The sequence below is a fragment of the Corynebacterium sp. HMSC069E04 genome (assembly GCF_001813175.1).
GTDB classification, from domain to species: Bacteria; Actinomycetota; Actinomycetes; order Mycobacteriales; family Mycobacteriaceae; genus Corynebacterium; species Corynebacterium aurimucosum.
Genome location: NZ_KV811624.1, coordinates 79417 through 101703, shown reverse-complemented (window position 1 = coordinate 101703; position 22287 = coordinate 79417). Strand labels below are relative to the sequence as shown.

The window sequence follows — 22287 nt, the reverse complement described above, 5'->3', positions numbered from 1 at the left end:
CTACGCTGAGACAGCTTGGACCGGTTGAATCCGCTCGATTTCCGAGAGGATCTTGTCTTCCGCCACGTCCAAGTCATATTGAGCCTGTAACCCGAGCCAGAACTGGGGGCTCATCTCGAAAAACTTCGCTGGACGAAGGGCCGTGTCAGCGGTTACAGCGCGCTTACCGTGAACAATTTCGTTGATCCGGCGGGGCAGAACGCCGATGGAGACGGCGAGCTTGTGCTGGGTGATCCCCATTTCCTTGAGAAAGTCCTCCATGAGGATCTCACCGGGGTGAACCGGAGGGAGCTTGTCAGTGGTAGTCAACGATTTCAACCTCCTCTGGCCCCGCGGCGGACCACCGAAAACAGATCCGCCACTGGTCGTTGATTCAAATGCTGAACTGACCCCGCTGATCACCTTTCAACGCCTCGAGCCGGTTTCCCCGGGGGAATCCGCTCTCGATTCCACAGACGCTCAGTGTCCTTGTCAGCGAACGACTGGATCATGCTTGACCCTTCCCCCCATAACGCGAAGATTCTGGAGAACCTCGCCGCCCACGTCGCTCCCGCGTTGGGTGGCAGCCGAACCACAAAGGATCAGTCATCTGCTATCCCATCCACTAATTCCTGCAGGTCGCAGGACCTTCGCGTAACCGTCAGTTCAGTGCATTTTGAATAGTTCAGCACACGTTGTATTGTTCAGCACATGCTGACTATTGCTTCACGCCTCGACGTCATGAACCGGCTCGGCCGGGCCATGGCTGATCCGACGCGTTCCCGAATCCTGATGACCCTACTCGACGGTCCGGGCTACCCGGCCGAGATTTCGCAAAGCTTGGATCTGACCCGCTCGAACGTCTCGAACCACCTGTCCTGCCTACGCGATTGCGGCATCGTCGTCGCTGAGCCGGAGGGCCGTAAGACCCGCTACGAAATTGCCGATCCGCACCTCGCGGCGGCGCTCAACGCGCTGGTCAACGCGACGCTGGCCGTCGACGAGAATGCCCCCTGCATCGACACTGAGTGCTCGGTGCCCGGCTGCGGCGAGAAAGGAACGGACGCATGAGTTCAGCATGTGGATGCGAACACGAACCCACCACAGAAATCGAAGAGCTCGATCGGCCATGGTGGAAGGACCCCGAGCTACTGCTACCGATCTTCTCCGGCGTAGCCCTCATTACAGGACTGGCGCTGGACTGGTCCGACTTGGAGACGCCCGCAACGGTACTGTATTGGCTTGGCCTGCTGTTGGGTGCTTACACGTTCGCACCTGGGGCGATCCGGAACCTTGTCACGAAGCGCAAGCTCGGCATTGGCTTGCTGATGACGATCAGCGCGGTCGGCGCGGTGATCCTTGGTTTCGTCGGAGAGGCCGCGGCGCTGGCGTTCCTGTACTCGATCGCCGAGGCATTGGAAGACAAGGCGATGGACCGGGCCCAAGGCGGACTGCGGGCACTGTTGAAGCTGGTACCGCAAACCGCGACCGTGCTGCGCGACGGTACGACGGCCGAGGTCGCTGCGAAGGACCTTGAGGTTGGCGAGCTAATGGTCGTACGCCCCGGGGAGCGGATCGCCACGGACGGCATCATTCGGTCCGGACGCTCCAGCCTTGACACCTCAGCGATCACCGGAGAATCCATTCCGGAGGAGGTTGCGCCCGGCGACGAGGTACCCGCGGGAGCGATCAACTCCGCCGGTGTGCTGGAGGTCGAGACGACCGCAGCTGGAACGGACAACTCGCTGACCACCCTCGTCGACCTGGTCGAGCAGGCGCAGGCGGAAAAGGGCGACCGCGCCCGGATCGCCGACCGGATTGCCCGACCCCTAGTGCCCGGGGTGATGATCCTTGCGGTGCTGGTCGGTGTGATTGGCTCGCTGCTGAGCGACCCCGAGACGTGGATCACCCGTGCCCTGGTGGTTCTGGTCGCAGCGTCGCCGTGCGCGTTGGCAATCTCCGTGCCGCTGACGGTCGTGGCCGCGATCGGCGCGGCCAGCCAGTTCGGCGTGGTCATCAAGTCCGGCGCGGCGTTCGAGCGGCTCGGCGGCATCCGTCACCTGGCGGTGGACAAGACCGGAACCCTTACCCGCAACCAGCCCGAGGTTACCGGAGTGGTCCCGGCAGACGGATTCGATCGGGCGCAGGTGCTTTCCTTCGCGGCGGCGGTTGAGCAGCAATCGACGCACCCCCTCGCCGCGGCGATCGTGGCAGCGGAGCCCGAAGCGCCCACCGCCTTGGGCATCAGCGAGGAAGCCGGTCATGGCATCGGCGGCACCGTCGAAGGCCGACGGGTGCTGGTCGGCAGCCCCCGATGGATCGACGCCGGGCCACTGAAATCGGACGTTGAGCGCATGGAGTCCGAAGGCCAGACCTGCGTCCTAGTCACCGTCGATGACGCTCTCGCCGGGGCGATCGGGGTGCGCGACGAGTTGCGGCCCGAGGTGCCCGATGCCGTGCAGTCCCTGCACGACAACGACGTGGAAGTGAGCATGCTCACCGGCGATAACACTCGCACCGCCCGGGCGCTGGCTGAAATCGCCGGAATCGACGACGTGCGCGCCGAGCTGCGACCGGAGGACAAGGCAAGCATCGTCGCCGAACTCTCCTCCAAGACGCCGACGGCGATGATCGGCGACGGCATCAACGACGCGCCGGCACTGGCGGGCGCAACGGTGGGCATTGCGATGGGAGCAACCGGCTCTGACGCCGCGATCGAGTCCGCTGACGTCGCCTTCACTGGGCACGACCTCCGGCTGATCCCGCAGGCGCTGCAGCACGCCCGCCGAGGCAGCAGGATCATCAACCAAAACATCGTGCTGTCTCTGGCCATCATCATCGTGTTGATGCCACTGGCGATCAGCGGTGTACTGGGCCTGGCCGCCGTCGTGTTGGTACACGAAGTCGCCGAAGTAATCGTGATCTTGAACGGCCTGCGGGCTGCACGAGCGAAACGCTGAGGCTGTGACCGGCAAGTCTTATAAGGGTTAAACCACGCGCCGAGCGCACACACACGTTGGACCAGGCGAGTCATTCGAGTTCACCACCTGGTCCTTCTCGATGCGTGCAGGCACGGGAACTGTGGGTGAACCTAATAGTTCAACGGGCACAGTCTTAAAGCCCGCGGATACGCTCTGCATCAGCCACGAGGTTGTGCGTGAGCTTCTCAGCTTCAAGCCCACTCAAGTCACAGCTGTCAAAACGGGCCAGCCAGTCGGCCTGAACAGCGGGGGAGTCGAACCAGGTTGCGCGCTCAGCCTCAATATCCTCGATGCCGCTCAAGGTGCGGCCATCGCGGGTGCGGATCTCGAGGTCGTCGACAAGCGGGGCAATCGCTTGCAGTCCTGGGACGATGGCTTTAAAGCCCGACGTGTGGGAAACCTCATTGGTCCAGCGCGGGTAGCGGCTCACGCGCTGCGCCTCCAGGTAGCGCTGGACCACACCCAGTCGAGAAACCTCCTGAGCAACCGCCAGGCCCACGACCTTCACGCGAAAACCCGCAGACCGAAACTTGGCTATCTCACCCGCGATGAACTCCGGGTTGGACAGCGTGTTCTCAATAATGAGGGAGTGCCCGTGCTGACGGCCATACTCAATCAGCGAGGACATCCAATAGGGCACCGGCCCATTGGTGAGTACGTCCATGCGTAAGGGATCGCGCTCCACAATCTCGTCGAGGGCGGGGTGCAGCTTCCGAATCTCATCGGAATCAAGGACCGCGTGACCGTTCTTTACCGATTCAATGGCCGTTGATTTGCCTGACGCTGGCTGCCCCGCCACATAAATGACCTCTGGAACAGCCGGACCATGAGCATTCGATCGGCCGAAATAGCTGGCTTGCAGAGTCTTTAGCCGTTGCTCCATAACCTGCGGATCAACGGGGAAGTCAGCGGCAGAAAGCATAGGCTATGCCGCTTTGCGCTCGGAGGAGAGGGCTTCAAGCCGCTGCGCAAAGAGAGCCGCAGCGGATCGGATGGCTTCGATGTCAGTTGCATCAACCTCGCCAACCATGTCCTCTACCAGCCAGTTCTGGCGAATCCACCATTGCGATTCAACGTCGTTGCCTGCTTCAGCGGCCCTAGTGAGGTAGGCAGCTTTCAGCGAGGACGCAACCTCCTTCATGGCGTCGAAGGCTGCGTACTCGATCTCCGGGACTTTGGCGGTGCTCATGGCGCTAAGAATAGCAGCGCCACGGCGGTTTTAGCCGTTGATGATCTGCGGGTACGCCAGGCCCTTGAGGCCCTCGGTGCCGAACTCCACGCCGTAGCCGGAGGACTTGATACCGCCGAAAGGTACGCGCGGATCTACGGCACCGTGGGCGTTGATCCAGGTAGTACCCGCCTCCAGCTGCGCGGCGACGTCCAGAGCGCGCTCGCGGTTGGAGGACCATACGGAGGAGCCCAAGCCCACGTCAAGCTTGTTGGCCTGCTCGATGGCCCAATCCAGGTCTGTGTACTTCACAATCGGCAGTGCCGGGCCGAACTGCTCCTCGACGACCAGCGCGTTATCCGGGTCGATGTCCGCCACCAGGGTGGTGGGGTAGAAGTAGCCCGGCGCGTCATAGTCCGGGTCACCGCCCAGCAGCACGCGGGCGCCGGAGTCCTTGGCGGCGTTGACGAGCTTGTCCACGATGTCGAACTGCTGCTTGTTCTGCAGCGGGCCGAGCACGTTCTCCTCTTCCAAGCCCACGCCCATCGGGGAGGCCTTGGCCACCTCGACGAGGGCCTCGCAGACGGCGTCGTACAGCGACTCCGGCACGTACACACGCTTCATCGCCGCACAGGTCTGGCCGGTGTTGATGAACGCGCCCCAGAAGAGGTCGCCGGCGATCTCCTTCGGGTCGGCATCATCCAGCACAATGCCCGCGTCATTGCCGCCGAGCTCCAGCGTGAGGCGGGTGAGGTTGTCGGCGCTGGCCTCCACGATCTTCTTGCCGGTGGCGGTGGACCCGGTGAACATGATCTTGTCGACGCCCTCGTGGGTGGTCAGCGCCGCGCCAACCTCACCGGCACCGCTGACGACCTGGAGAACACCCTCCGGCAGCACGGAGTTCACGACCTTAAGCAGGCCCAGTACGGAGAGCGGGGTGTACTCAGAGGGCTTGACGACGACCGCGTTGCCCATACGCAGCGCCGGTGCAATCTGCCAGATGGTGATCATCATCGGCCAGTTCCACGGGCCAATAGCACCGACGACGCCGAGTGGGCGGTAGTTGACGGTGGCGGTGATGTCATCATCGACGGCGGTGTAGTTGGGGTGCTCGAAGGAGGCGGTAGCATTCAGCCAACCAGAGCAAGCACCAACCTCGAAGCGGGCATTCGGGCCGTTGAGCGGCTTGCCCTGCTCACGGGAGAGCAGCTCAACGAGTGCCTCTGCATTAGCGTCGATGGCGGCGGCTGCCTTGGTGAGCAGCTCGCAACGTTCTTCGTCGCTGAGCTTGGCAAAGTCCTTCTGCGCTGCGCGTGCGGTCTCAACTGCAGCGTTGAGGTCCTCGACGGTGTTCTCTGGGGCGCGGCCAACAACCTCACCGGTGGCGGGATTGAGGATTTCACGGCCGTTTTCATCCGTGATGGCGTCGAGCAGATCAGCGTAGGTGGGGAACTGAGTCATGAGATCTCCTTGTGAAGCAGTCGAGGGCCCCGCGAACAAAGCCCAAAGAAACTTTTACCTAGGATGTTACCTGCACCACACCTACTCTATTGACTCTGAGTGCACACAATTTGTCCAAAAATGTGCCAGTTCTCACGATATGATGCCACTTATGTCTACTTCCGCCGTTGAGTACTTCGATATCGCGTCATGGCGCACCGCGTCATCCGAGTCTTTTGGACAACTCGACGTGGACACTGAGAACCCCTCTTCCTTTCACGCCACGCTGCGGTCAACGAAAGTGGGGGACATATCCCTCTTCGATATGTGCACCTCCCCGCACACCGTGAATCGCTTCAAGATAGCCGCCAGCGAGGCCCCCTTTTGCAAGCTCAGCCTGCAAATCACTGGATCCTCAACCATGAGCCAGGACGGGCGAACCTGTGAGCTACACCCTGGCGACCTAGCGCTGTATGTCACCCAACGGCCTTACACTCTGCGCTATCCGGAGGAGCAAAACACACTCATTGTGCATTTCCCGCAGAGCTTCCTCGATATTTCACCCGCGCAGATCCAACGCCTCACCGCGAACCCCATCTCACGCTCACACGGCTTGGGCGCGGTGGCGGTTCCCCTCTTTGAGCAGCTCGCGAAGAACCTCGATCTGCTCAAGGGCCCGCACGCCACGGCCTTGGTCCGCTCCGCGCTCACTATGTTGGTGTCGGTCCTCTCCTCCGACGTGGCCGAGGAACCTTCCGCGGGCACGCTCCTGTTCAACCAGGCCACCGCCTACATCGAGAAGAACTTGGGCGACCCCGACTTAGGCCCCAGCACCATCGCCCAAGCACTCTTTGTGTCCGTGCGCCACCTCCACGCCAAGTTCTCCGAACAAGGCCTCTCCGTAGGCAGCTATATCAGAACCAGGCGTCTAGAACATATCCGCAGAGACCTCGTGGACCCGCGGCACTCCGAGGAATCAATCAGCCACATCAGCGCCCGCTATGGCCTGCACGATCCCTCGCACCTCTCGCGCATCTTTAAAGCGGAGTACCACAAGTCACCGAGTGCGTACCGCGCGGCGGCTAGCGGTTAACCACGCAACTTGTTGATAACCTCGCGAGCGGTAGAGATTCCGGTTTCGATGGCTCCATCGACAACCACTCCACGCCAACCGGAAGCCCAATCTGCTCCAGCGAAGTGCAACGAGGAAGTCGAGCTGCGGAAGTGGTGCCAGCCCTCGGTGAACTGACCTCGACGCAACGTAGCCCAGGCCTGGCCTGAGTACTCATCTGCTACCCAGTCATGACCGGTGACACCAACAACCTCGAGATCTGGGCGCCACTGGTCGACAACCTTTTGAGCATCCTCAATGCTCTCCAAATCGATCTTCTCGTGATCGGAGCCAAAGGCAACACAGATAGTCGTGTCATCGTCTTCGAAGTATTCAGAACGAAGCACGGATACGACTGCAGGCTGGGGCGCGTAACCGAAGATGTTGTGATGACCCTTGATCTTGATCCAAGCCTTGAAACCAGTCGAATTCCACTTCTGCTCGATAGTCTTCTGCGAGCCTTCAGGCAGACCCGGGGTGAATTTAATGTTCCCCAAAGCACCAACCGGAACCGTAACAATCACAGCATCCGCCGTCTCGGAGGTACCGTCCGCATACGTAACGGTGGCCGAATCTTCTCCGTGCTCAATCGCAGTCACCGCAGTATTCAAACGGATTTCTCCGGTTAGATCCTTTGCGATGTTGCCGTAGATACCCCGCATGCCATTGACAAGTTTAAATCGCAGCGTTTGCTCATCCACCAATGAAAGACGGTGATCACACAAGGCTGCCCACTGCTTGGCCATCAAAGAGGACCCCTGCTCTGGGTACCCGATGTATCCAGCCGACCAATACGCATTGCACAGATCCTTTTCTTCCTGGGTAAAGTCACCGTCCTCCAACGCATCGAGAACTCCAGCCTGATCTGCAGCCAGGAAAGCATCCTTCAATTCTTGAGATGCACCGAATTTCTCATCCAGCACAAGCAGCGGCTTGTGCGGTTCTGGGAAGAATTCGCGAGATTTCTCGAAGATCTTCTCCATCGGCCGCGCCAGTTTGGCATCCATTTCTGCTTCCGTTCCGGACTTCAGCTCACCACCGGCATACCAATATGCGGTATCTACAACGGGCGAAGCGATAATATCCTGACCATAACGAGTGATTTCGGACCAGACATGCGGCTGATGCCAGTGCACCCAGGTTGCGCCAATCTCCAGCGGGCGTCCGAGCCTATCGTCAGTCCAAGCACGGCCACCAATGCGGTCACGAGCCTCTACGATGTGATACTCAATTCCCGCGGTTTGCAACTCGCGCGCTGCCGTTAGACCTGCGAATCCCGCACCAACGACGATTACATGCTTCTTTTCCATGATTACCTTTCTGAAGATTTAGATTCGATCAAGATTGTCTTGAAGACTTGCGTAGATATTCGGCTTCCTGCGTTTGAGACATTCGCCCCAAATCAGGCCCAGAATTCCGGAGGCGATAATGATTCCGGGCATCACCCACACGAGGGCATCCGAACCGGTGTCGCCAATCATGAGCGGGAAATTCATCAGCACCAATGCGAAGACAGCCACGAGTCCGCAAGCTGATACAAGCGGTGCAATGATCCGCGTGAAGAGGTTGTAGCCTTTTTCCTGCTTGTTGAGCCATACCATGATGGACACACTCACCACTGCGAGCAGGAAGACTAGGCCAAACGCCGCGGCGTTGGTCAACCACGTAAAGAGCGTGAGGACTGGGAATAGTTCGCCCATGTCGCTGCCATTTCCGGCAATTGCAAAGCCGCCTACAACTAGGAAAGCAATGGAAGTCTGAGTGAGCGACCCAGCTATAGGTGCTCCTTTGGACGATGACACCGCGAACTTCTCGGGAAGGACGCGTGAGCGCCCAAGGGAGAAGAAGTACCGCGCTGCGGCATTATGGAATGCGACGAGGGCAGCAATAAGCGAAGTTACAAACAAGCAGTTCGCTATGTTGGCAGCAAGCGCTGAATAGTCGCCCAACCACACGAAGACCAGATCGGGACCAAGCTCAGTTGCCTTATCGATGACGACGGACGGCCCCACTCCTTGAGCAAATGCCCACGCCGAAAAGGCGTAAAAAAGGGCAATCGTTCCCACGGCGATATAGGTAGCTTTCGGGACAGTCCGCTCTGGATCACGCGCTTCTTCCGAGTAAATTGCACCCGACTCAAACCCCATAAAGGCTGCAATTCCAAAGGCAAGGAGAACGCCTATACCATCGGTAAAGAATTGGCTCGGGCGTACCGTCTCCGCAGTAATACCCTCTGGGGCAACGCCAAGAGAAAGAACTGAGACTGCAGCAACAACAACGAACTCGAGGGCTACCAATATACCTAGGACTTTGGCAGAAAAATCAACATTGCTGACACCCATGACAGCCACCAAGAGCCAACCAGCCAAGGCGGCAACCCACCACGAGATACTTGTTCCAAACCACCCGTTGATCAGATTGGCCAGAGAGAACCCGAAAATGCCATACAGCCCAACCTGCATCATATTGTAAGAAACCAAAGCCAGAATCGCGGCCGCGATTCCTTGGCGGTTTCCTAGTCCTTCTGACACGTAGGCATAGAACGCTCCAGAGTTCTGAATCTTTGAACTCATAATCCCGTAACCAACGGCGAAAAAGACAAGAATAATTCCAAGGACGAGGTATCCCCAGGGAACACCCAACAATCCAGATACTGCGAAGTTGGTCGGCACTCCTCCCGCAAGCACAGTAAGAGGTGCCGACGCCGCGATAATCATAAAGACTAGCGACGTTGTCCCTAGGCGCCCGGCGCCCAGGCCGCCCTTAAGTTCGGTGGGAGCCCGGTGCCCGGGCTGTACATTTCGAGCGGGTAGCACTGGTGCCTGTGTCGATGTGTCCACGCCAACTCCTCCTTACTAGCTATGTCGGCCCGAGAATCCACCGGACGAACCCGGTGTCTTTCGGTGTATAGCCAGTAATTGTGTCCCAGTGCACACTGAAAAAGTTGTTTGTGCGTGATCACGATTTGACTATGAGTGCTGTCACACAACAGGGTTACGAATACTATGCAGAAAACAATAATGCTGACACCTCCCACCTAGGAGATGCCAGCATTGTCAGCGGCGAAATTAATGCACTAGTTATGCATTCGCGTACGGGTCGCGCATAGCGATGTACTGCAGCGAGGTGTACTCGTCCAAGCCCTCGGCGCCGCCCTCGCGGCCCATGCCGGACTGCTTCACGCCACCGAATGGGGCAGCGGCGTTGGAGATGACACCAGCGTTGAAGCCCATGAGGCCGAACTCGAGGCCGTCACCGATGCGCCACATACGGTCGGAGTCCTCGGTGAACACGTAGGAGGCCAGGCCGTACTCGGTGTCATTAGCAATCTCAATCGCTTCCTTCTCATCGGAGAAGGTCAGGATCGGAGCGATCGGGCCGAAGATCTCTTCCTGTGCCACGCGGGCATCACGAGGAACGTTGGTCAGAACGGTCGGGGCGTAGAAGTAGCCCTTGCCCTCACCCGGCTTGCCGCCGACGATGGCCTTGGCACCCTTCTCCACGGCGTCGTCGACAAGCGCGGTGATGTTATCCAGTGCCTTCTGCTCCACGAGCGGACCACAAGTGACACCCTCATCGAGGCCGTTGCCCACCTTGAGCTCACCGATGCGCTTAGCGAACTTCTCCGCGAACTCATCGGCGACGGACTCGTGGACGATGAAGCGGTTAGCCGCGGTGCAGGCCTCACCGATGTTGCGCATCTTGGCGCCCATTGCGCCCTCGACGGCCTGGTCGATGTCAGCGTCCTCAAAGACGATGAACGGAGCGTTGCCGCCCAGCTCCATCGAGGTGCGCAGGACGTTGTCGGCAGCGGCCTTGAGCAGGGTCTTGCCCACCGGGGTAGAGCCGGTGAAGGAAACCTTGCGCAGGCGGGAATCCGCCATGATCGGCTCGGAGATGGCCGAAGCAGACTTACCGGAGACCACGTTGACCACACCGGCAGGAACGCCGGCATCAATCATGGTCTGTGCGAAGTACTGAGTAGTCAGCGGCGTGAGCTTGGCGGGCTTGACCACCATGGTGCAACCAGCGGCAATGGCCGGGGCAATCTTGCGGGTAGCCATAGCCAGCGGGAAGTTCCACGGGGTGATGAGCAAGCACGGGCCCACCGGCTTGCGACGGGTCACCATGCGCAGGGTGCCCTCCGGCGCCGGCAGGGTACGGCCGTAGTCACGAACGGCCTCCTCGCTGAACCAGCGTAGGTACTCAGCGCCGTAAGTAACCTCACCATAGGACTCTGCCAGCGGCTTGCCCATCTCCAGGGTCATCAGCGCAGCGAACTCGTCCTTGCGCTCCTGCACCAGGTCAAAAGCACGGCGCAGCAGGTTGGAGCGCTCGCGGGTGGACGTGCGTGCCCACTCATCCTGCACGGCGCAGGCTGCATCCAAAGCCTTCTTCGCATCCTCAGAAGTAGCGGAAGCAAGGGTAGCGATAACCTCACCGGTTGCCGGGTTGTCCACGTCGAAAGTGGAGCCATCGGAGGCGTCTACCCACTCACCATTAATCAGCAAGCCAGTTGGAACCTTGGCCAGCAGCTCGTCAATATTGACCTTGTTGTTTTCACTCATGGTTCTTTTTTACCCTCCCAAATGGAATTTGTCTGCCAGTTGGCGTGCCGCACCCGAAAGAAGTTGAACATCCGCCCCAACCAGGGCAAATGATGCGCCAGAAGCCATGTATTTCTGGGCCTGTTCGAGGTTGAAGGCGTTGACGCCTACCTTCTTTCCGGAAGCACGAACTGCTTCAAATGTGTGATTGACCGCCTCGAGCACATCCGGATGGGTCTGCTGGCCCAACAGCCCCATCGAGGCCGCCAGGTCCGAGGGGCCGACGAAGATGTTGTCCACACCTTCAACAGCCACGATCTCTTCCACGTTCTCCACCGCGGTCGCAGACTCAATCTGCACCGTGAGGCTCACCGTGTCCGACGCGTTGGCGAGGTAGTTCTCCACGCCATTCCAGCGCGAAGAGCGGGCCAGTGCCGAGCCGACGCCGCGCACACCGCGGGGCGGGTAGTGCATGGCTGCAACGGCCGCTTCCGCTTCCTCGGCGTTATCAATCATGGGCACCATAAGATTCTGTACACCCAGGTCAAGGTACTGTTTGATCAGCGCCGTGTTATTCACAGGCACGCGAACCACACGCGTAAGGCCATAGGCATCTGTGGCGCGGAGCAAGGAAAGAATGGTCTCCAGGCCATAAGGCGAATGCTCGCCGTCGATAAGCGTCCAGCTAAAACCAGCCGAGGCGATGATCTCCGCCGCGGCCTCCGAGCCGGAACAGATCCAGGCACCAACGAGCGGTTGCTCGGCCTTTTCTAGGACGTCTGCAAAGGTAGGCGGCAACTTTACTGGAATCGGCATGTGATGGACCCCAACTTTCCATAGTCTGCATGGACGGTATCGCCCGGTTCAACCCACATGGGCTTGGTGAAGGAACCGGCCAGAATAATGTCGCCGGCGGCAAGGTTATCGCCGTGCGCGTGAAGCTTGTTGGCAAGCCAAGCCACGCCCATTGCCGGGTGGTTCAGCACAGCCGCCGCCACACCCGTATCTTCGATGGACTCGTTGCGGTAGAGCAGTGCGGACACCCAGCGCAGATCGACGTCCGCGGGATCCACCGGGTTGCCGCCGTAGACCATGGCGCCGAGGGCTGCGTTATCCGAAATGGTGTCGACGATAGTGCGGCCTTCCATCTCTATGCGGGAGGAGAGGATCTCCAGAGCAGGGACGACGTACTCTGTTGCACGCAGCACGTCGAAGATGCTGCAATTTGGGCCCTTCAGCTCTTCCTTGAGCACGAAGGCCAGCTCGACCTCAATGCGAACATTGGAGAACTGCGCGTGCTCGATGGTGGAGCCGTTCTCATAGACCTGGTCTTCAAAGATGGCGCCGTAATCTGGCTCGGTGATTCCCGTGGCTTCCTGCATAACCTTGGAGGTCAGGCCAATCTTACGGCCGACGAGACGACGCCCGTCTTCAATGCCGCGGCGCACCCACTCGCGCTGCACCGCGTAGGAATCCTCGATGCTCATCTCCGGGAAACGGGCGGTCAGCAGCGGAACCATGGTGCGATCTTTTTCGGCTTGCGCCAGTTCATCTGCAATAGCGATGTGCTGTTTCTCATCCAGCATGTACTTCGCTCCTTAAGGTGTTGTAGAACGTATCTGTTCTGTTTAACAGGTTCGTTAAACCTGATGGTTTCACGTGAAACGACAACGCGGTCCCGCGATATGTGCGCTTTCTTCTCGACGCCGCGGGACCACGTTCATCAACCTGAGTGCTGAGGCCTGTTTAGAGCTGGTGTCCCAGCTTGTACTCGCCCTGCTTCCACTCCGGCATTTCTTCTGCATCTTCCTTACGGGTGTAGGAGAAGCCGTCTGCGCCAATGGTTGCCTCCAGCTCGGACTCGTCCTCGCGAGCCACCAGCGGCACTGGGTTGCCATCGAGGTCGAGGACGGTGGAGCCATCGCGGTACCAGGAAGGGACAACCGGGGTTCCCCACCAGTCACGGCGCTGGTTATCGTGGACATCCCAGGTCACGACCGGGTTATCCGGGTCGCCGGTGTAGTAATCCTGGGTGTAGATCTCCACGCGGTGGCCATCCGGATCACGCAGGTAGAGGTAGTAAGCGTTGGAGACACCGTGGCGGCCCGGGCCGCGCTCAATGCGGTCGGATTCGCGCAGTGCACCCAACTTGTCACAAATCGCGATGATGTTGTGCTTCTCGTGGGTAGCAAAAGCGATGTGGTGCATGCGCGGACCATCGCCACCGGTCATGGCGGTGTCGTGCACCGTCGGCTTGCGGCGCATCCATGCAGCGTAGACAGTTCCCTCCTCATCGCGAATGTCCTCGGTGGTGCGGAAGCCGAGCTCCTCCATGTACTTCACGGCGGCAGGAACGTCCGGGGTGATCTGGTTGAAGTGGTCGAGGCGAACAAGCGCGCCAGGGATGTGGGCATCGTATGCCCAAGCCAGACGCTCGACGTGCTCAACCTCGTAGAAGAACTCGTACGGGAATCCCAGCGGATCCTGCACACGCACGGAGTCACCGATGCCCTTGACGAAGCCATCCTTGTTACGGCGAACCTCGCAACCACGTGCCTTGTAGAACTCCTCGGCGAGGTCCAGATCCTCCGGCGAACGAACACGGAAGGAGAATGCAGCAACGGCAGCGACGGGGCCTTGGCGTAGCACGAGGTTGTGGTGGATGAACTCCTCGTAGGTGCGCAGGTAGATTTCGTTCTCGTTTTCCTCGGTCACGACGAGGCCGAGGGTGTCAACGTAGAACTTTCGAGATGCAGCGAGATCGGTAACGACGATCTCCATGTAGGCGCAACGCAGAATATCGGGGGCCTGAATGTCAGCCATGATGGCTCCTTAGATAGAAGTAGTGGTGGGGGAGAAGAGAGTGGACGTCTTAGTCCTGCTTGCCAAAGACCGGGTTGTGTACCTTGTCCAGGTTGATGTGGACGGCCTGCTGATCGGTGTAGAAGTCGATCGAACGGTAGCCGCCCTCGTGGCCCAGGCCGGAGGCCTTGACACCACCGAACGGGGTGCGCAGGTCACGGACGTTGTTCGAGTTGAGCCACACCATGCCGGCCTCAACGTTCTGGGCAAAGTTGTGGGCGCGCTTCAGATCCGAGGTCCAGACATAGGCGGCAAGGCCGTACTTCGTGTTATTTGCCAGCTCGAGTGCTTCTTCGTCGGTATCGAACGGGGTGATAGCAACGACGGGGCCGAAAATCTCTTCCTGGAAGATTCGTGCATCCGGCTTGACGTCAACGAAGACGGTCGGCTGGACAAAGTTGCCTTCCTCGAAGCCTTCCGGGCGCTCACCGCCGGCGGCCAGGGTGGCCTCCTGCTTGCCGATCTCGATGTAGGAGGTGACCTTCTCGTAGTGCTCCGGGTGTACCAGGGCACCGACCTCGGTGGTCGGATCGGAGGGCAGGCCCACCTTCACGCGCTTAGCCTGGGCGGCGTAGCGCTCCACGAACTCATCGTAGATATCGCGCTGAACCAGGATGCGGGAGCCAGCGGTGCAACGCTCACCGTTGAGGGAAAAGACGCCGAAGATGCAAGCATCGATCGCGGTTTCCAGATCGGCATCACTGAAGACGATGGCGGGGGACTTGCCGCCCAGCTCCATCGACAGGCCCTTGAGGTGAGGAGCTGCGTTGCCGAAAATGATCTGGCCGGTGCGAGACTCGCCGGTAAAGGAAATCAGAGGAACATCCGGGTGCTTAACCAGCGGGTCGCCTGCATAGCCTTCCTCACCGAAGCCGTTGACCAGGTTGAAGACACCCTTCGGCAGGCCGGCCTCCTCGAAGATGCCCGCCCACAGCTGTGCAGAGAGGGGAGTGAACTCAGCAGGCTTCAGGACGACGGAGTTACCGGTGGCGATGGCCGGGGCGAGCTTCCAGGACTCCAGCATGAACGGAGTGTTCCACGGGGTAATCAGGCCCGCCACGCCAATCGGCTTGCGGTTGACGTAGTTGATCTGGCGGCCCGGTACCTTGTAGGCGTCGTCAGCCTGGGCGACGATTAGGTCAGCAAAGAAGCGGAAGTTCTCCGCTGCACGCTTAGCCTGACCGTTGGCCTGAGTGATGGGTAGGCCGGAGTCGAAGGATTCCCACGCGGCAAGCTTGTCCGCGCGGCTCTCGACGATATCCGCAATCTTGTTGAGCACACGGGCGCGCTCACGCGGCAGTGCCTTGGACCACGGGCCGTTCTCGAAGGCCTCCTTCGCAGCAGCGACAGCCTTGTCAATGTCTTCCGGCTTGCCGGAGGCGGCCTTGATGTAGGTTTTATTGGTTACCGGATCCAAGACCTCGAATTCATCACCGTCGATCGACGGGACGAACTCGCCGTTGATGTAGTGAAGGATCTTCTCGGGGAGATCGGTGGGCTTAGCAGCATCGTTGTTGATAGCCATGGGTGATTTCGACTCCTTAGTCGTTTTTCTTGCGATAGGTTCTGAGAGTGGTCAGTCGGTGTTGCCTGGCCACTTTTTCTATGTAGGCGGGTTCCGCGCCAGCCTCGATGAGACTGAGCAATTGCTCGTGCTCGCGCGTTGACTCTTGAGCTCTTTCGGGCACATACCGAAAGGTAGAGACGCGGTGGTATTCCAATTGCTTCCACTGGTCCACCACCAAGTTCTTTAGCCTCTCGTTCGGGCACTTGGAGAAGAGAACGCTATGAAATTCTTTGTTGAGCTGGGTAAATTCTTCTGGATCGTGGTGGATATCGAGCTCCTGCATGCGCTGGTTGATCTCCTGCGCCCGGGCAATATCCTCCGCATCGAGATACCGTGCGGATTGGGCCGTGGCATTTGCTTCTAGCGTGGCCACGATGTCCATGGATTCGTAATAGGCCTCGCGATTGTAGGTGGTCACACTGGCACCGACGTTGCGCTCGTAGGTGACCATCCCTTCCGCTTCCAATTGCCGAATGGCTTCGCGGACGGGAACCACGCTGATACCCAGTTCCTCCGCGATTGTTGCTAACACGAGGCGATACCCGGGCTCATACTCGCGAGTACGAATCTTGTGACTTATCCAGTTATAGGCCTGTTGGGACTTGCTTTCCCCAGCTGATAGTGCAGGTTCCGTCATTGACCACCCGCCTTTCCATCACGGAACGCGATATAGGCTTCCTTATTCGCTCCGGTCGGCGGGAAGAGCCCATCCAAGCTGGCGCCTTCCTCCACTCGGGAAGCGACCCATTCGTCCTCGTGCTCCTTGGCCAGCGCAGCTTCGGCGACTTCCGCGGCGATGTCGCGAGGAATAACCACGACGCCATCGTCGTCACCAACGATGATGTCACCCGGAAGCACGGTGGCGTTGCCACAAGAAACAGCGATATCGCTGTCCCACGGGACATGCTTGCGGCCGAGCACGCAGGGGTGCGCGCCCTGGGTGAAGACGGGCAGGCCAATCTCCTTGACGGCCTCGTAGTCACGCACGCCGCCATCGGTGACAACGCCGGCAGCACCGCGGACCTTCGCGCGCAGCGCCAAAATGTCACCGAGTGTTCCGGAACCGGATTCCTGGCGGGCCTCGATGACGATGACCTCACCCTCCTTGACGGTGTCGAAGACCTTCTTCTGCTCGTTGAGACCACCACCGTGGGACTTGAACAGGTCCTCGCGGCCGGCCACGAAGCGCAGGGTGCGGGCAACGCCCACCATCTTGGTTCCCTTCGCCTGCGGGTACACGCCTTCGATCACGGACTGGTTGATGCCGCGCTTGCGCAGCTGAGCGGACAAGCCGGCGGTCGGGGCCTTCTCCAGGGCCGCCTTGAGCTCTGGATCGAGGCCGACCTCACCCTTAGGAGGAAGGCCGGCGGATTCGCGGTCACCGTAGGCATCTTCGCGCTGCTTATCGTCCACGTAGGGCAGGTTGCCCAGCTGCGGATCGAAAGAGGCGGGGACCTCCTTCACGGTGGTCTTCAGCTTGCCGGAGCTCACGCCTCCTGGCACATCAACTTCGACCTCAACGACGTCACCAGGCTCGATGACGGAAGAGCCAGCAGGAGTGCCGGTGAGGATGATGTCACCGGTCTCCAGTGTCATGTGCTGGGAAAGGTCGGCCACAAACTGGGCGAGGGGGAAGATGAGGTCTTCGTCGGAGGACGTACCCTCTTGGACAACTTCTCCGTTGACCCACGTACGCAGGCGTAGGCCCTTGGGGTCGATCCCCTGGGCGTCGATAAGCTCCGGCCCAATGGGGGTGTATCCATCGCGGGACTTGGAACGGGTGTTGGAACCTTTGTCCTGCACCTTGTAGTCATACAGCCCAATGTCGTTCGACGCGGTCACGTAGGCAACGTGCTTCCACGCATCCTCAAGGGAGACATTGCGGGCCGGAGTGCCGATGATGAGTGCGATTTCGCCTTCGAAGGCCAGCAGTTCAGTTCCTTCGGGACGCTCGACAATCCCGTCCGACTCAGCCAGCGTGCTTGTCGCCTTGAGGAAGTAACTCGGGGTTTTGGGCCAGCGGCCGCGCTGTGCCGCGCGGGACTCAAAGGCCACATGGACGGCGATCATTTTGCCCGGTTTTACCGGCAAGAACTCAGGTACAGCCATGAAGAATCCTTAATTGTGAACAAATCCTTGCCCAGATCGTATATTATCCCTAGCACCACCGCAAGTGGTTCAACTCACACGCTTTTCCGTATATGGCACACCCCATGCCGAAAGGAATCACATCATGTCGCACACAGCTGTCACGCCGACAATTTCGACGGCCGAACGCCGCCGTGTCGTCGCCGCGACGACCATCGGTACCGCTATCGAGTGGTACGACTACTTCCTCTATGCAGCGGTGGCCGGACTCGTGTTCAACCACCTCATGTTCGGCCCGCTCGAAGGTGGCCTGGCCACCATCATCTCCTTCCTGACCGTTGGCTTGTCCTTCCTATTCCGCCCAGTTGGCGCGTTCCTAGCAGGGCACTTCGCCGACCGCTTCGGACGCCGCGTGGTCCTCATGGTCACGCTCATCGCCATGGGCGGTGCGACCACCCTGATTGGTGTTCTGCCAACCTATGAAACCGCCGGCATCTGGGCGCCGATTCTCCTCATCACCTTGCGCATCATCCAAGGCATCTCTGCTGGTGGCGAATGGGGTTCCGCGGTGCTCATGGCGGTGGAACACGCCCCGACTGACAAGCGCGGCCTTTACGGCGCAGGCCCCCAGATCGGCGTGCCCGCCGGCCTGCTGCTCTCCTCCGGCGTGCTGTCCATCATGAACACCATCGCGCCTGGCGACGCCTTCATGGACTGGGGCTGGCGCGTTCCCTTCCTCCTCTCCTTTGCCCTCGTCTTGGTGGGCTACCTCATCCGCATGGGCGTCGACGAGTCCCCAGTATTCGCGGAGATTGCGGAACGCGAAGAGGAAGAAGCCACCAACCCCATTGGCACGCTGTTTAAGAAGTTCACCCCGCTCGTCCTCGTCGCCGCCCTCGTCTTCGCGGGTAACGGCACCGTCGGATACATGACTACGGGCGGCTACATCCAGCGCTACGCCACCGACCCGGAGGGCCCCGTCGCACTCGACCGCGGTGATGTCCTCAACGCCGTGACCGTGTCTGCCTTCTCGTGGGCCTTGACCACCTTGTTCGCCGGCTTCATCTCGGACTACATCGGCCGCCGAAATACCTACCTCCTGGGATTCATCTTGCAGGGCATCGGCGCTGCCGCCCTCTTCCCGCTGGTCAATACCGGAAGCCTCGGTCTCCTCTACGGCGCACTCCTCTTCCTCACCGTGGGCCTGGGCCTGACCTACGGTGCGCAGTCCGCGATGTACGCCGAGCTTTCCCCGCCTCTATTCGCGCCACCGGCGTCTCCATTACCTATGCCCTCGGCTCGGTCCTGGGCGGCGCCTTCGCCCCCATGATCGCCGCCGCGCTCGTCGAGGCAACGGGTACCACTTTTGCGGTGTCAGGCTACCTCGTATCCGCTTCGATCGTCGGCTTCATCTGCACCTTCATCCTGCGCGAACGCAAGGGGATAGCCCTCGGAGCAGAGCACGAGGCCGAGCAATCCCAGGGTCACTTCATCTTCAGCCCGCGCTAGACGACGCCCCTCCACCCATGCGCTCCCCTTTCTGCACAAGCCATTGTGCGCGGGGAACGCATCATATATGATTCTCATATACGACCCAGCTCACATCCTCTTGACGCCTTGAACTGAGTCACCAACTCAACGAGCGAAGCTCACATAGAAGTGGGGGAGCAGCCGCTACCCCCATCACTCTCTTTGTTCTCGTCAACTACAACCGCTAACTAAGGAGTCCACAGTGCAGTTCCACCACAACGGCTACGTTTCGGAAGATCCCCGCGTGCACGAGCCTGCCGGATACGGCATCGATCGCGTCGCTGAACTTCCGGATGAAATGGACGTTCTCATTGTGGGCTCCGGGCCAGCCGGCATGATCGCCGCAGCGCAGCTGGCCATGTTCCCGGACGTCAATACGCGGATCATCGAGCGCCGCCCACACCGCCTCGAGCTAGGCCAAGCCGATGGAATCCAGTCCCGTTCCGTGGAGACCTTCCAGGCCTTCGGCTTTGCCAAGGAAATTACAGAAGAGGCCTACGAGATCACGGAGATGTCTTTCTGGAACCCGGATCCGCAGGATCGGTCCAAGATCATCCGCGGCGCTCGCCCCATCGACGACGAGCAGGGCATCTCTGAATTCCCCCACCTCATTGTCAACCAGGCCCGCGTGCTGGACTACTTCGCTCGCTATGCGCACCGCGCCCCGGGCCGCATCACTCCGGACTACGGCTGGAACTTCGTCTCCCTTGAGGTAGGGGAGGGCGAATACCCGGTAACGGTCCACCTCGAGGATGTCGACGGCAACCCGCGCGACGTACGCGCCAAGTACGTCGTCGGCTGTGATGGTGCTAAGTCCCGCGTTCGCAAGTCCATCGGCCGCTCGCTCAAGGGCGACCAGGCCAATCACGCATGGGGTGTCATGGATGTCGTGGTTGACACCGACTTCCCGGATTGGCGCACCAAGTGTGCCATTCACTCCCAGGCCGGCTCAATCCTGCACATCCCGCGTGAGGGCGGCTACCTCTGCCGCATCTACGTCGACCTCGGCGTCGTGCCCGAGGATGACAATCACAAGGTCCGCTCCACCCCGATTGAGAAGATCATCGAGAAGGCCAACGAGATCTACTCGCCCTACTTCATCGACGTCAAGATGGTTGCTTGGCACTCCGTCTACGAGGTAGGCCACCGACTCGTCGATGCCTTCGACGATAACGACGAGGACCCGCGCGTCTTCCTTACCGGCGACGCCTGCCACACCCACTCAGCAAAGGCCGGTCAGGGAATGAACGTTTCCATGCAGGATGGCTTCAATATCGGGTGGAAGCTCGGCCACGTCCTCGACGGCCGCGCCCCGAAGGAACTCTTGACCACCTACCACGGCGAGCGTCAGCCAGCTGCTCAGAACCTCATCAACTTCGACCGCGAGTGGTCCACCCTCATGGCCACACCTACCGAAGAGCTCGATGATCCGGAGGCAGTGGAGAAGTACTACGTCGCCGCAGAGGAGTTCGCCGCTGGCATGATGACGCAGTACGAAGACAACCTGATTGTCGGTACAACACAGCACCAGGACCTTGCTACCGGCTTCCCGGTAGGCAAGCGCTTCAAGTCCTTTGAGGTCCTCCGCCGCTGCGATGCTTACCCTCAGCACCTGGGCCACCAGCACACCGCCGATGGCCGCTACCGCATCTACGCCTTTGCCGATGCCCCCAAGGCCGGCGAGAGCTCCACTCTGAGCGAGTGGGCCGAGAAGCTCGGTCCCATCCTGGCCGCGTTCACCCCGGAGGGAGCTGATGAAAATACCTACTTCGACGTGAAGGCTATCTACCAGCAGACCAACCATCACGACTATGAGATTCTTGACGCCCCACTGTTGTTCCGCCCGCGCAACGGCAAGTTCAACATTCCGAATTGGGAGAATGTCTTCAACGCTCTCCCTGGCGACAAGGACATCTTCGATGCCCGCGGAATTTCCCGCGACGGAGCGGTGGTCATCGTTCGCCCGGACCAGTACGTAGGCGCTGTTCTCCCTCTCGATGACCCATCAGCAGTCGAGGACTACTTCTCTTCCGCGCTCATCAAGCTCAAGTAAGCTCCACTCAAGTTCAACTAGCTTTACGCTTAGAGGGCCCAGCGTTGTGCTGGGCCCTCTTTTTATGTCACCGTCAAACCTTCACAAAGGTGCTAGACCCACGAACAGAAAGGAACCTAGGTGCTGCCAAACACAACACCTAGGTTTCACGTGAAACAACCACGGAGGATCGCTACTGCAAAAGGGTCCTATCGGACGTAGCGCCCTTAATCTTCGCAAACTCCGCCATGAGATCCTCCACCGTGAGCTTCGCCTTCTGCTCAGCGTCGGCGGAGTAAATGATCTCTCCCTCATGCATCATGATGAGGCGGTTTCCCACCTGCAGCGCCTGTGCCATATTGTGCGTCACCATCAGCGTGGTGAGCTGACCTTGTTCCACGATGCGCTGCGTCAAAGTGGTCACCAGCTCCGCGCGTTGCGGGTCGAGAGCAGCCGTGTGCTCATCAAGAAGCATCACCTTCGGGTTAGTAAAGCCGGCCATGAGCAATGACAGCGCCTGGCGTTGACCGCCGGAGAGCAAGCCCACCTTCGTCCCAAGGCGCTCCTCCAAGCCCAGCTCGAGCGACTCTAGCTGATCCACAAAGACAGCCCGGCGCGCGGAATTGAGCCCCAGACCGAGTCCGCGCTTCTTGCCGCGCAAATAAGCGAGCGAGAGGTTCTCCTCAATCGTCAGGTTCGGTGCTGTACCCGCCATGGGGTCCTGGAACACGCGTCCGACTTTCTGCGCACGCTTGTGCTCCGGCTGGCTGGTCACATCCTTGTTGTCGATCGAGATTTTCCCAGAATCCGGGGTGAGCCGGCCCGCAATCGAGTTCAGAAGAGTTGACTTTCCCGCACCGTTTGAACCGATAACCGTGACGAAGTCACCGGAGGCAAGCGCCAGGGAGACGTCGCGAAGCGCACGGCGTTCGTTGACTGTCCCCGGAAAGAAGGTCTTTGAGATCTTGTCTATGTTGAGCAT

At 59.9% G+C, this 22287-nt stretch carries 18 protein-coding genes and 2 pseudogenes; 5 read left to right on the top strand and 15 right to left on the bottom strand.

Translation table 11 applies throughout. The features are described 5' to 3' along the window. The gene (locus tag HMPREF2896_RS00500; RefSeq protein ID WP_070596475.1) at positions 1-261 is read right to left on the bottom strand and encodes a HigA family addiction module antitoxin; all 261 of its coding nucleotides are present in this window, start codon (positions 259-261) and stop codon (positions 1-3) included. Between the two features lie 34 nt (positions 262-295). Next, positions 296-491: pseudogene (locus HMPREF2896_RS13000) on the bottom strand (type II toxin-antitoxin system RelE/ParE family toxin). A gap of 199 nt (positions 492-690) precedes the next feature. Between HMPREF2896_RS13000 and HMPREF2896_RS00495 the strand changes: the two are divergent. After that, complete coding sequence (locus HMPREF2896_RS00495) at positions 691-1050, top strand: Cd(II)/Pb(II)-sensing metalloregulatory transcriptional regulator CmtR (RefSeq protein WP_070716849.1); 360 nt, start codon at positions 691-693, stop codon at positions 1048-1050. Further along, the gene (locus HMPREF2896_RS00490; protein ID WP_070716848.1) at positions 1047-2939 is read left to right on the top strand and encodes a heavy metal translocating P-type ATPase; all 1893 of its coding nucleotides are present in this window, start codon (positions 1047-1049) and stop codon (positions 2937-2939) included. The genes HMPREF2896_RS00495 and HMPREF2896_RS00490 overlap by 4 nt, the downstream gene beginning before the upstream one ends. Positions 2940-3093: 154 nt before the next feature. Here HMPREF2896_RS00490 and HMPREF2896_RS00485 read toward each other — a convergent pair whose 3' ends face one another. From HMPREF2896_RS00485 to HMPREF2896_RS00475, 3 genes are read right to left on the bottom strand one after another with little or no spacing between them, the layout of a single operon-like run. Next, positions 3094-3882, bottom strand: a complete 789-nt coding sequence (locus HMPREF2896_RS00485) for a zeta toxin family protein (protein ID WP_070716845.1) — start codon at positions 3880-3882, stop codon at positions 3094-3096. Positions 3883-3885: 3 nt separating this feature from the next. Further along, positions 3886-4149, bottom strand: a complete 264-nt coding sequence (locus tag HMPREF2896_RS00480) for a hypothetical protein (protein WP_070716843.1) — start codon at positions 4147-4149, stop codon at positions 3886-3888. A gap of 30 nt (positions 4150-4179) precedes the next feature. Beyond that, positions 4180-5589, bottom strand: a complete 1410-nt coding sequence (locus tag HMPREF2896_RS00475; RefSeq protein ID WP_070716839.1) for an aldehyde dehydrogenase family protein — start codon at positions 5587-5589, stop codon at positions 4180-4182. Between the two features lie 151 nt (positions 5590-5740). On the opposite strand from HMPREF2896_RS00475, the gene HMPREF2896_RS00470 reads away from it, so the two are divergent. Next, positions 5741-6661, top strand: a complete 921-nt coding sequence (locus HMPREF2896_RS00470) for an AraC-like ligand-binding domain-containing protein (RefSeq protein ID WP_070716837.1) — start codon at positions 5741-5743, stop codon at positions 6659-6661. Here HMPREF2896_RS00470 and HMPREF2896_RS00465 read toward each other — a convergent pair. The 9 genes from HMPREF2896_RS00465 to HMPREF2896_RS00425 form a co-directional block, all read right to left on the bottom strand. Next, a complete protein-coding gene (locus HMPREF2896_RS00465) occupies positions 6658-7989 on the bottom strand; it encodes a flavin monoamine oxidase family protein (RefSeq protein WP_070716832.1) in 1332 nt (443 codons plus the stop codon). The two genes, HMPREF2896_RS00470 and HMPREF2896_RS00465, sit on opposite strands and share 4 nt — an antisense overlap. 18 nt (positions 7990-8007) lie before the next feature. After that, positions 8008-9495 carry an APC family permease gene (locus HMPREF2896_RS00460; RefSeq protein ID WP_256375575.1) on the bottom strand — a complete coding sequence of 496 codons (1488 nt, stop codon included), beginning with the start codon at positions 9493-9495 and terminating at the stop codon, positions 8008-8010. 264 nt (positions 9496-9759) lie between these two features. Beyond that, positions 9760-11247, bottom strand: a complete 1488-nt coding sequence (locus HMPREF2896_RS00455) for an NAD-dependent succinate-semialdehyde dehydrogenase (protein ID WP_070444607.1) — start codon at positions 11245-11247, stop codon at positions 9760-9762. 9 nt (positions 11248-11256) lie between these two features. Then, positions 11257-12042: an HpcH/HpaI aldolase family protein gene (locus HMPREF2896_RS00450; RefSeq protein ID WP_070645208.1), complete on the bottom strand. Its 786-nt coding sequence runs from the start codon at positions 12040-12042 to the stop codon at positions 11257-11259. Beyond that, a complete protein-coding gene (gene hpaH / locus HMPREF2896_RS00445; RefSeq protein WP_070444603.1) occupies positions 12027-12812 on the bottom strand; it encodes a 2-oxo-hept-4-ene-1,7-dioate hydratase in 786 nt (261 codons plus the stop codon). Before hpaH ends, HMPREF2896_RS00450 begins: the two co-directional genes overlap by 16 nt. 160 nt (positions 12813-12972) lie before the next feature. After that, positions 12973-14049 (bottom strand): 3,4-dihydroxyphenylacetate 2,3-dioxygenase, encoded by a 1077-nt coding sequence (gene hpaD / locus HMPREF2896_RS00440; RefSeq protein WP_070444601.1) that lies wholly within the window; start codon positions 14047-14049, stop codon positions 12973-12975. A gap of 49 nt (positions 14050-14098) precedes the next feature. Next, on the bottom strand, positions 14099-15613 hold the full coding sequence (gene hpaE / locus HMPREF2896_RS00435; RefSeq protein WP_070444599.1) for a 5-carboxymethyl-2-hydroxymuconate semialdehyde dehydrogenase: 1515 nt from the start codon (positions 15611-15613) through the stop codon (positions 14099-14101). 16 nt (positions 15614-15629) lie between these two features. Further along, positions 15630-16292: a GntR family transcriptional regulator gene (locus tag HMPREF2896_RS00430; protein ID WP_070716827.1), complete on the bottom strand. Its 663-nt coding sequence runs from the start codon at positions 16290-16292 to the stop codon at positions 15630-15632. Next, complete coding sequence (locus tag HMPREF2896_RS00425) at positions 16289-17764, bottom strand: fumarylacetoacetate hydrolase family protein (RefSeq protein ID WP_070444595.1); 1476 nt, start codon at positions 17762-17764, stop codon at positions 16289-16291. The genes HMPREF2896_RS00430 and HMPREF2896_RS00425 overlap by 4 nt, the downstream gene beginning before the upstream one ends. Positions 17765-17888: 124 nt before the next feature. Between HMPREF2896_RS00425 and HMPREF2896_RS00420 the strand changes: the two are divergent. Next, positions 17889-19252, top strand: a pseudogene (locus HMPREF2896_RS00420) (MFS transporter). 223 nt (positions 19253-19475) lie between these two features. Continuing rightward, positions 19476-21326 carry an FAD-binding monooxygenase gene (locus HMPREF2896_RS00415; protein WP_070444591.1) on the top strand — a complete coding sequence of 617 codons (1851 nt, stop codon included), beginning with the start codon at positions 19476-19478 and terminating at the stop codon, positions 21324-21326. A gap of 172 nt (positions 21327-21498) precedes the next feature. Here HMPREF2896_RS00415 and HMPREF2896_RS00410 read toward each other — a convergent pair whose 3' ends face one another. Continuing rightward, positions 21499-22287, bottom strand: coding sequence for an ABC transporter ATP-binding protein (locus HMPREF2896_RS00410; protein WP_070444589.1), 789 nt, complete (start codon positions 22285-22287; stop codon positions 21499-21501).

What these genes read in the sequence shown, in the direction of transcription:
- HMPREF2896_RS00410 (WP_070444589.1), bottom strand. Translation starts at nt 22,287, where the DNA reads ATGCTCAACATAGACAAGATCTCAAAGACCTTCTTTCCGGGGACAGTC.
- HMPREF2896_RS00500 (WP_070596475.1), bottom strand. Translation starts at nt 261, where the DNA reads ATGGAGGACTTTCTCAAGGAAATGGGGATCACCCAGCACAAGCTCGCC.
- HMPREF2896_RS00465 (WP_070716832.1), bottom strand. Translation starts at nt 7,989, where the DNA reads ATGGAAAAGAAGCATGTAATCGTCGTTGGTGCGGGATTCGCAGGTCTA.
- hpaH (WP_070444603.1), bottom strand. Translation starts at nt 12,812, where the DNA reads ATGCTGGATGAGAAACAGCACATCGCTATTGCAGATGAACTGGCGCAA.
- HMPREF2896_RS00470 (WP_070716837.1), top strand. Translation starts at nt 5,741, where the DNA reads ATGTCTACTTCCGCCGTTGAGTACTTCGATATCGCGTCATGGCGCACC.
- HMPREF2896_RS00485 (WP_070716845.1), bottom strand. Translation starts at nt 3,882, where the DNA reads ATGCTTTCTGCCGCTGACTTCCCCGTTGATCCGCAGGTTATGGAGCAA.
- hpaD (WP_070444601.1), bottom strand. Translation starts at nt 14,049, where the DNA reads ATGGCTGACATTCAGGCCCCCGATATTCTGCGTTGCGCCTACATGGAG.
- HMPREF2896_RS00480 (WP_070716843.1), bottom strand. Translation starts at nt 4,149, where the DNA reads ATGAGCACCGCCAAAGTCCCGGAGATCGAGTACGCAGCCTTCGACGCC.
- HMPREF2896_RS00450 (WP_070645208.1), bottom strand. Translation starts at nt 12,042, where the DNA reads ATGCCGATTCCAGTAAAGTTGCCGCCTACCTTTGCAGACGTCCTAGAA.
- HMPREF2896_RS00430 (WP_070716827.1), bottom strand. Translation starts at nt 16,292, where the DNA reads ATGACGGAACCTGCACTATCAGCTGGGGAAAGCAAGTCCCAACAGGCC.
- HMPREF2896_RS00455 (WP_070444607.1), bottom strand. Translation starts at nt 11,247, where the DNA reads ATGAGTGAAAACAACAAGGTCAATATTGACGAGCTGCTGGCCAAGGTT.
- HMPREF2896_RS00495 (WP_070716849.1), top strand. Translation starts at nt 691, where the DNA reads ATGCTGACTATTGCTTCACGCCTCGACGTCATGAACCGGCTCGGCCGG.
- HMPREF2896_RS00475 (WP_070716839.1), bottom strand. Translation starts at nt 5,589, where the DNA reads ATGACTCAGTTCCCCACCTACGCTGATCTGCTCGACGCCATCACGGAT.
- HMPREF2896_RS00490 (WP_070716848.1), top strand. Translation starts at nt 1,047, where the DNA reads ATGAGTTCAGCATGTGGATGCGAACACGAACCCACCACAGAAATCGAA.
- hpaE (WP_070444599.1), bottom strand. Translation starts at nt 15,613, where the DNA reads ATGGCTATCAACAACGATGCTGCTAAGCCCACCGATCTCCCCGAGAAG.
- HMPREF2896_RS00425 (WP_070444595.1), bottom strand. Translation starts at nt 17,764, where the DNA reads ATGGCTGTACCTGAGTTCTTGCCGGTAAAACCGGGCAAAATGATCGCC.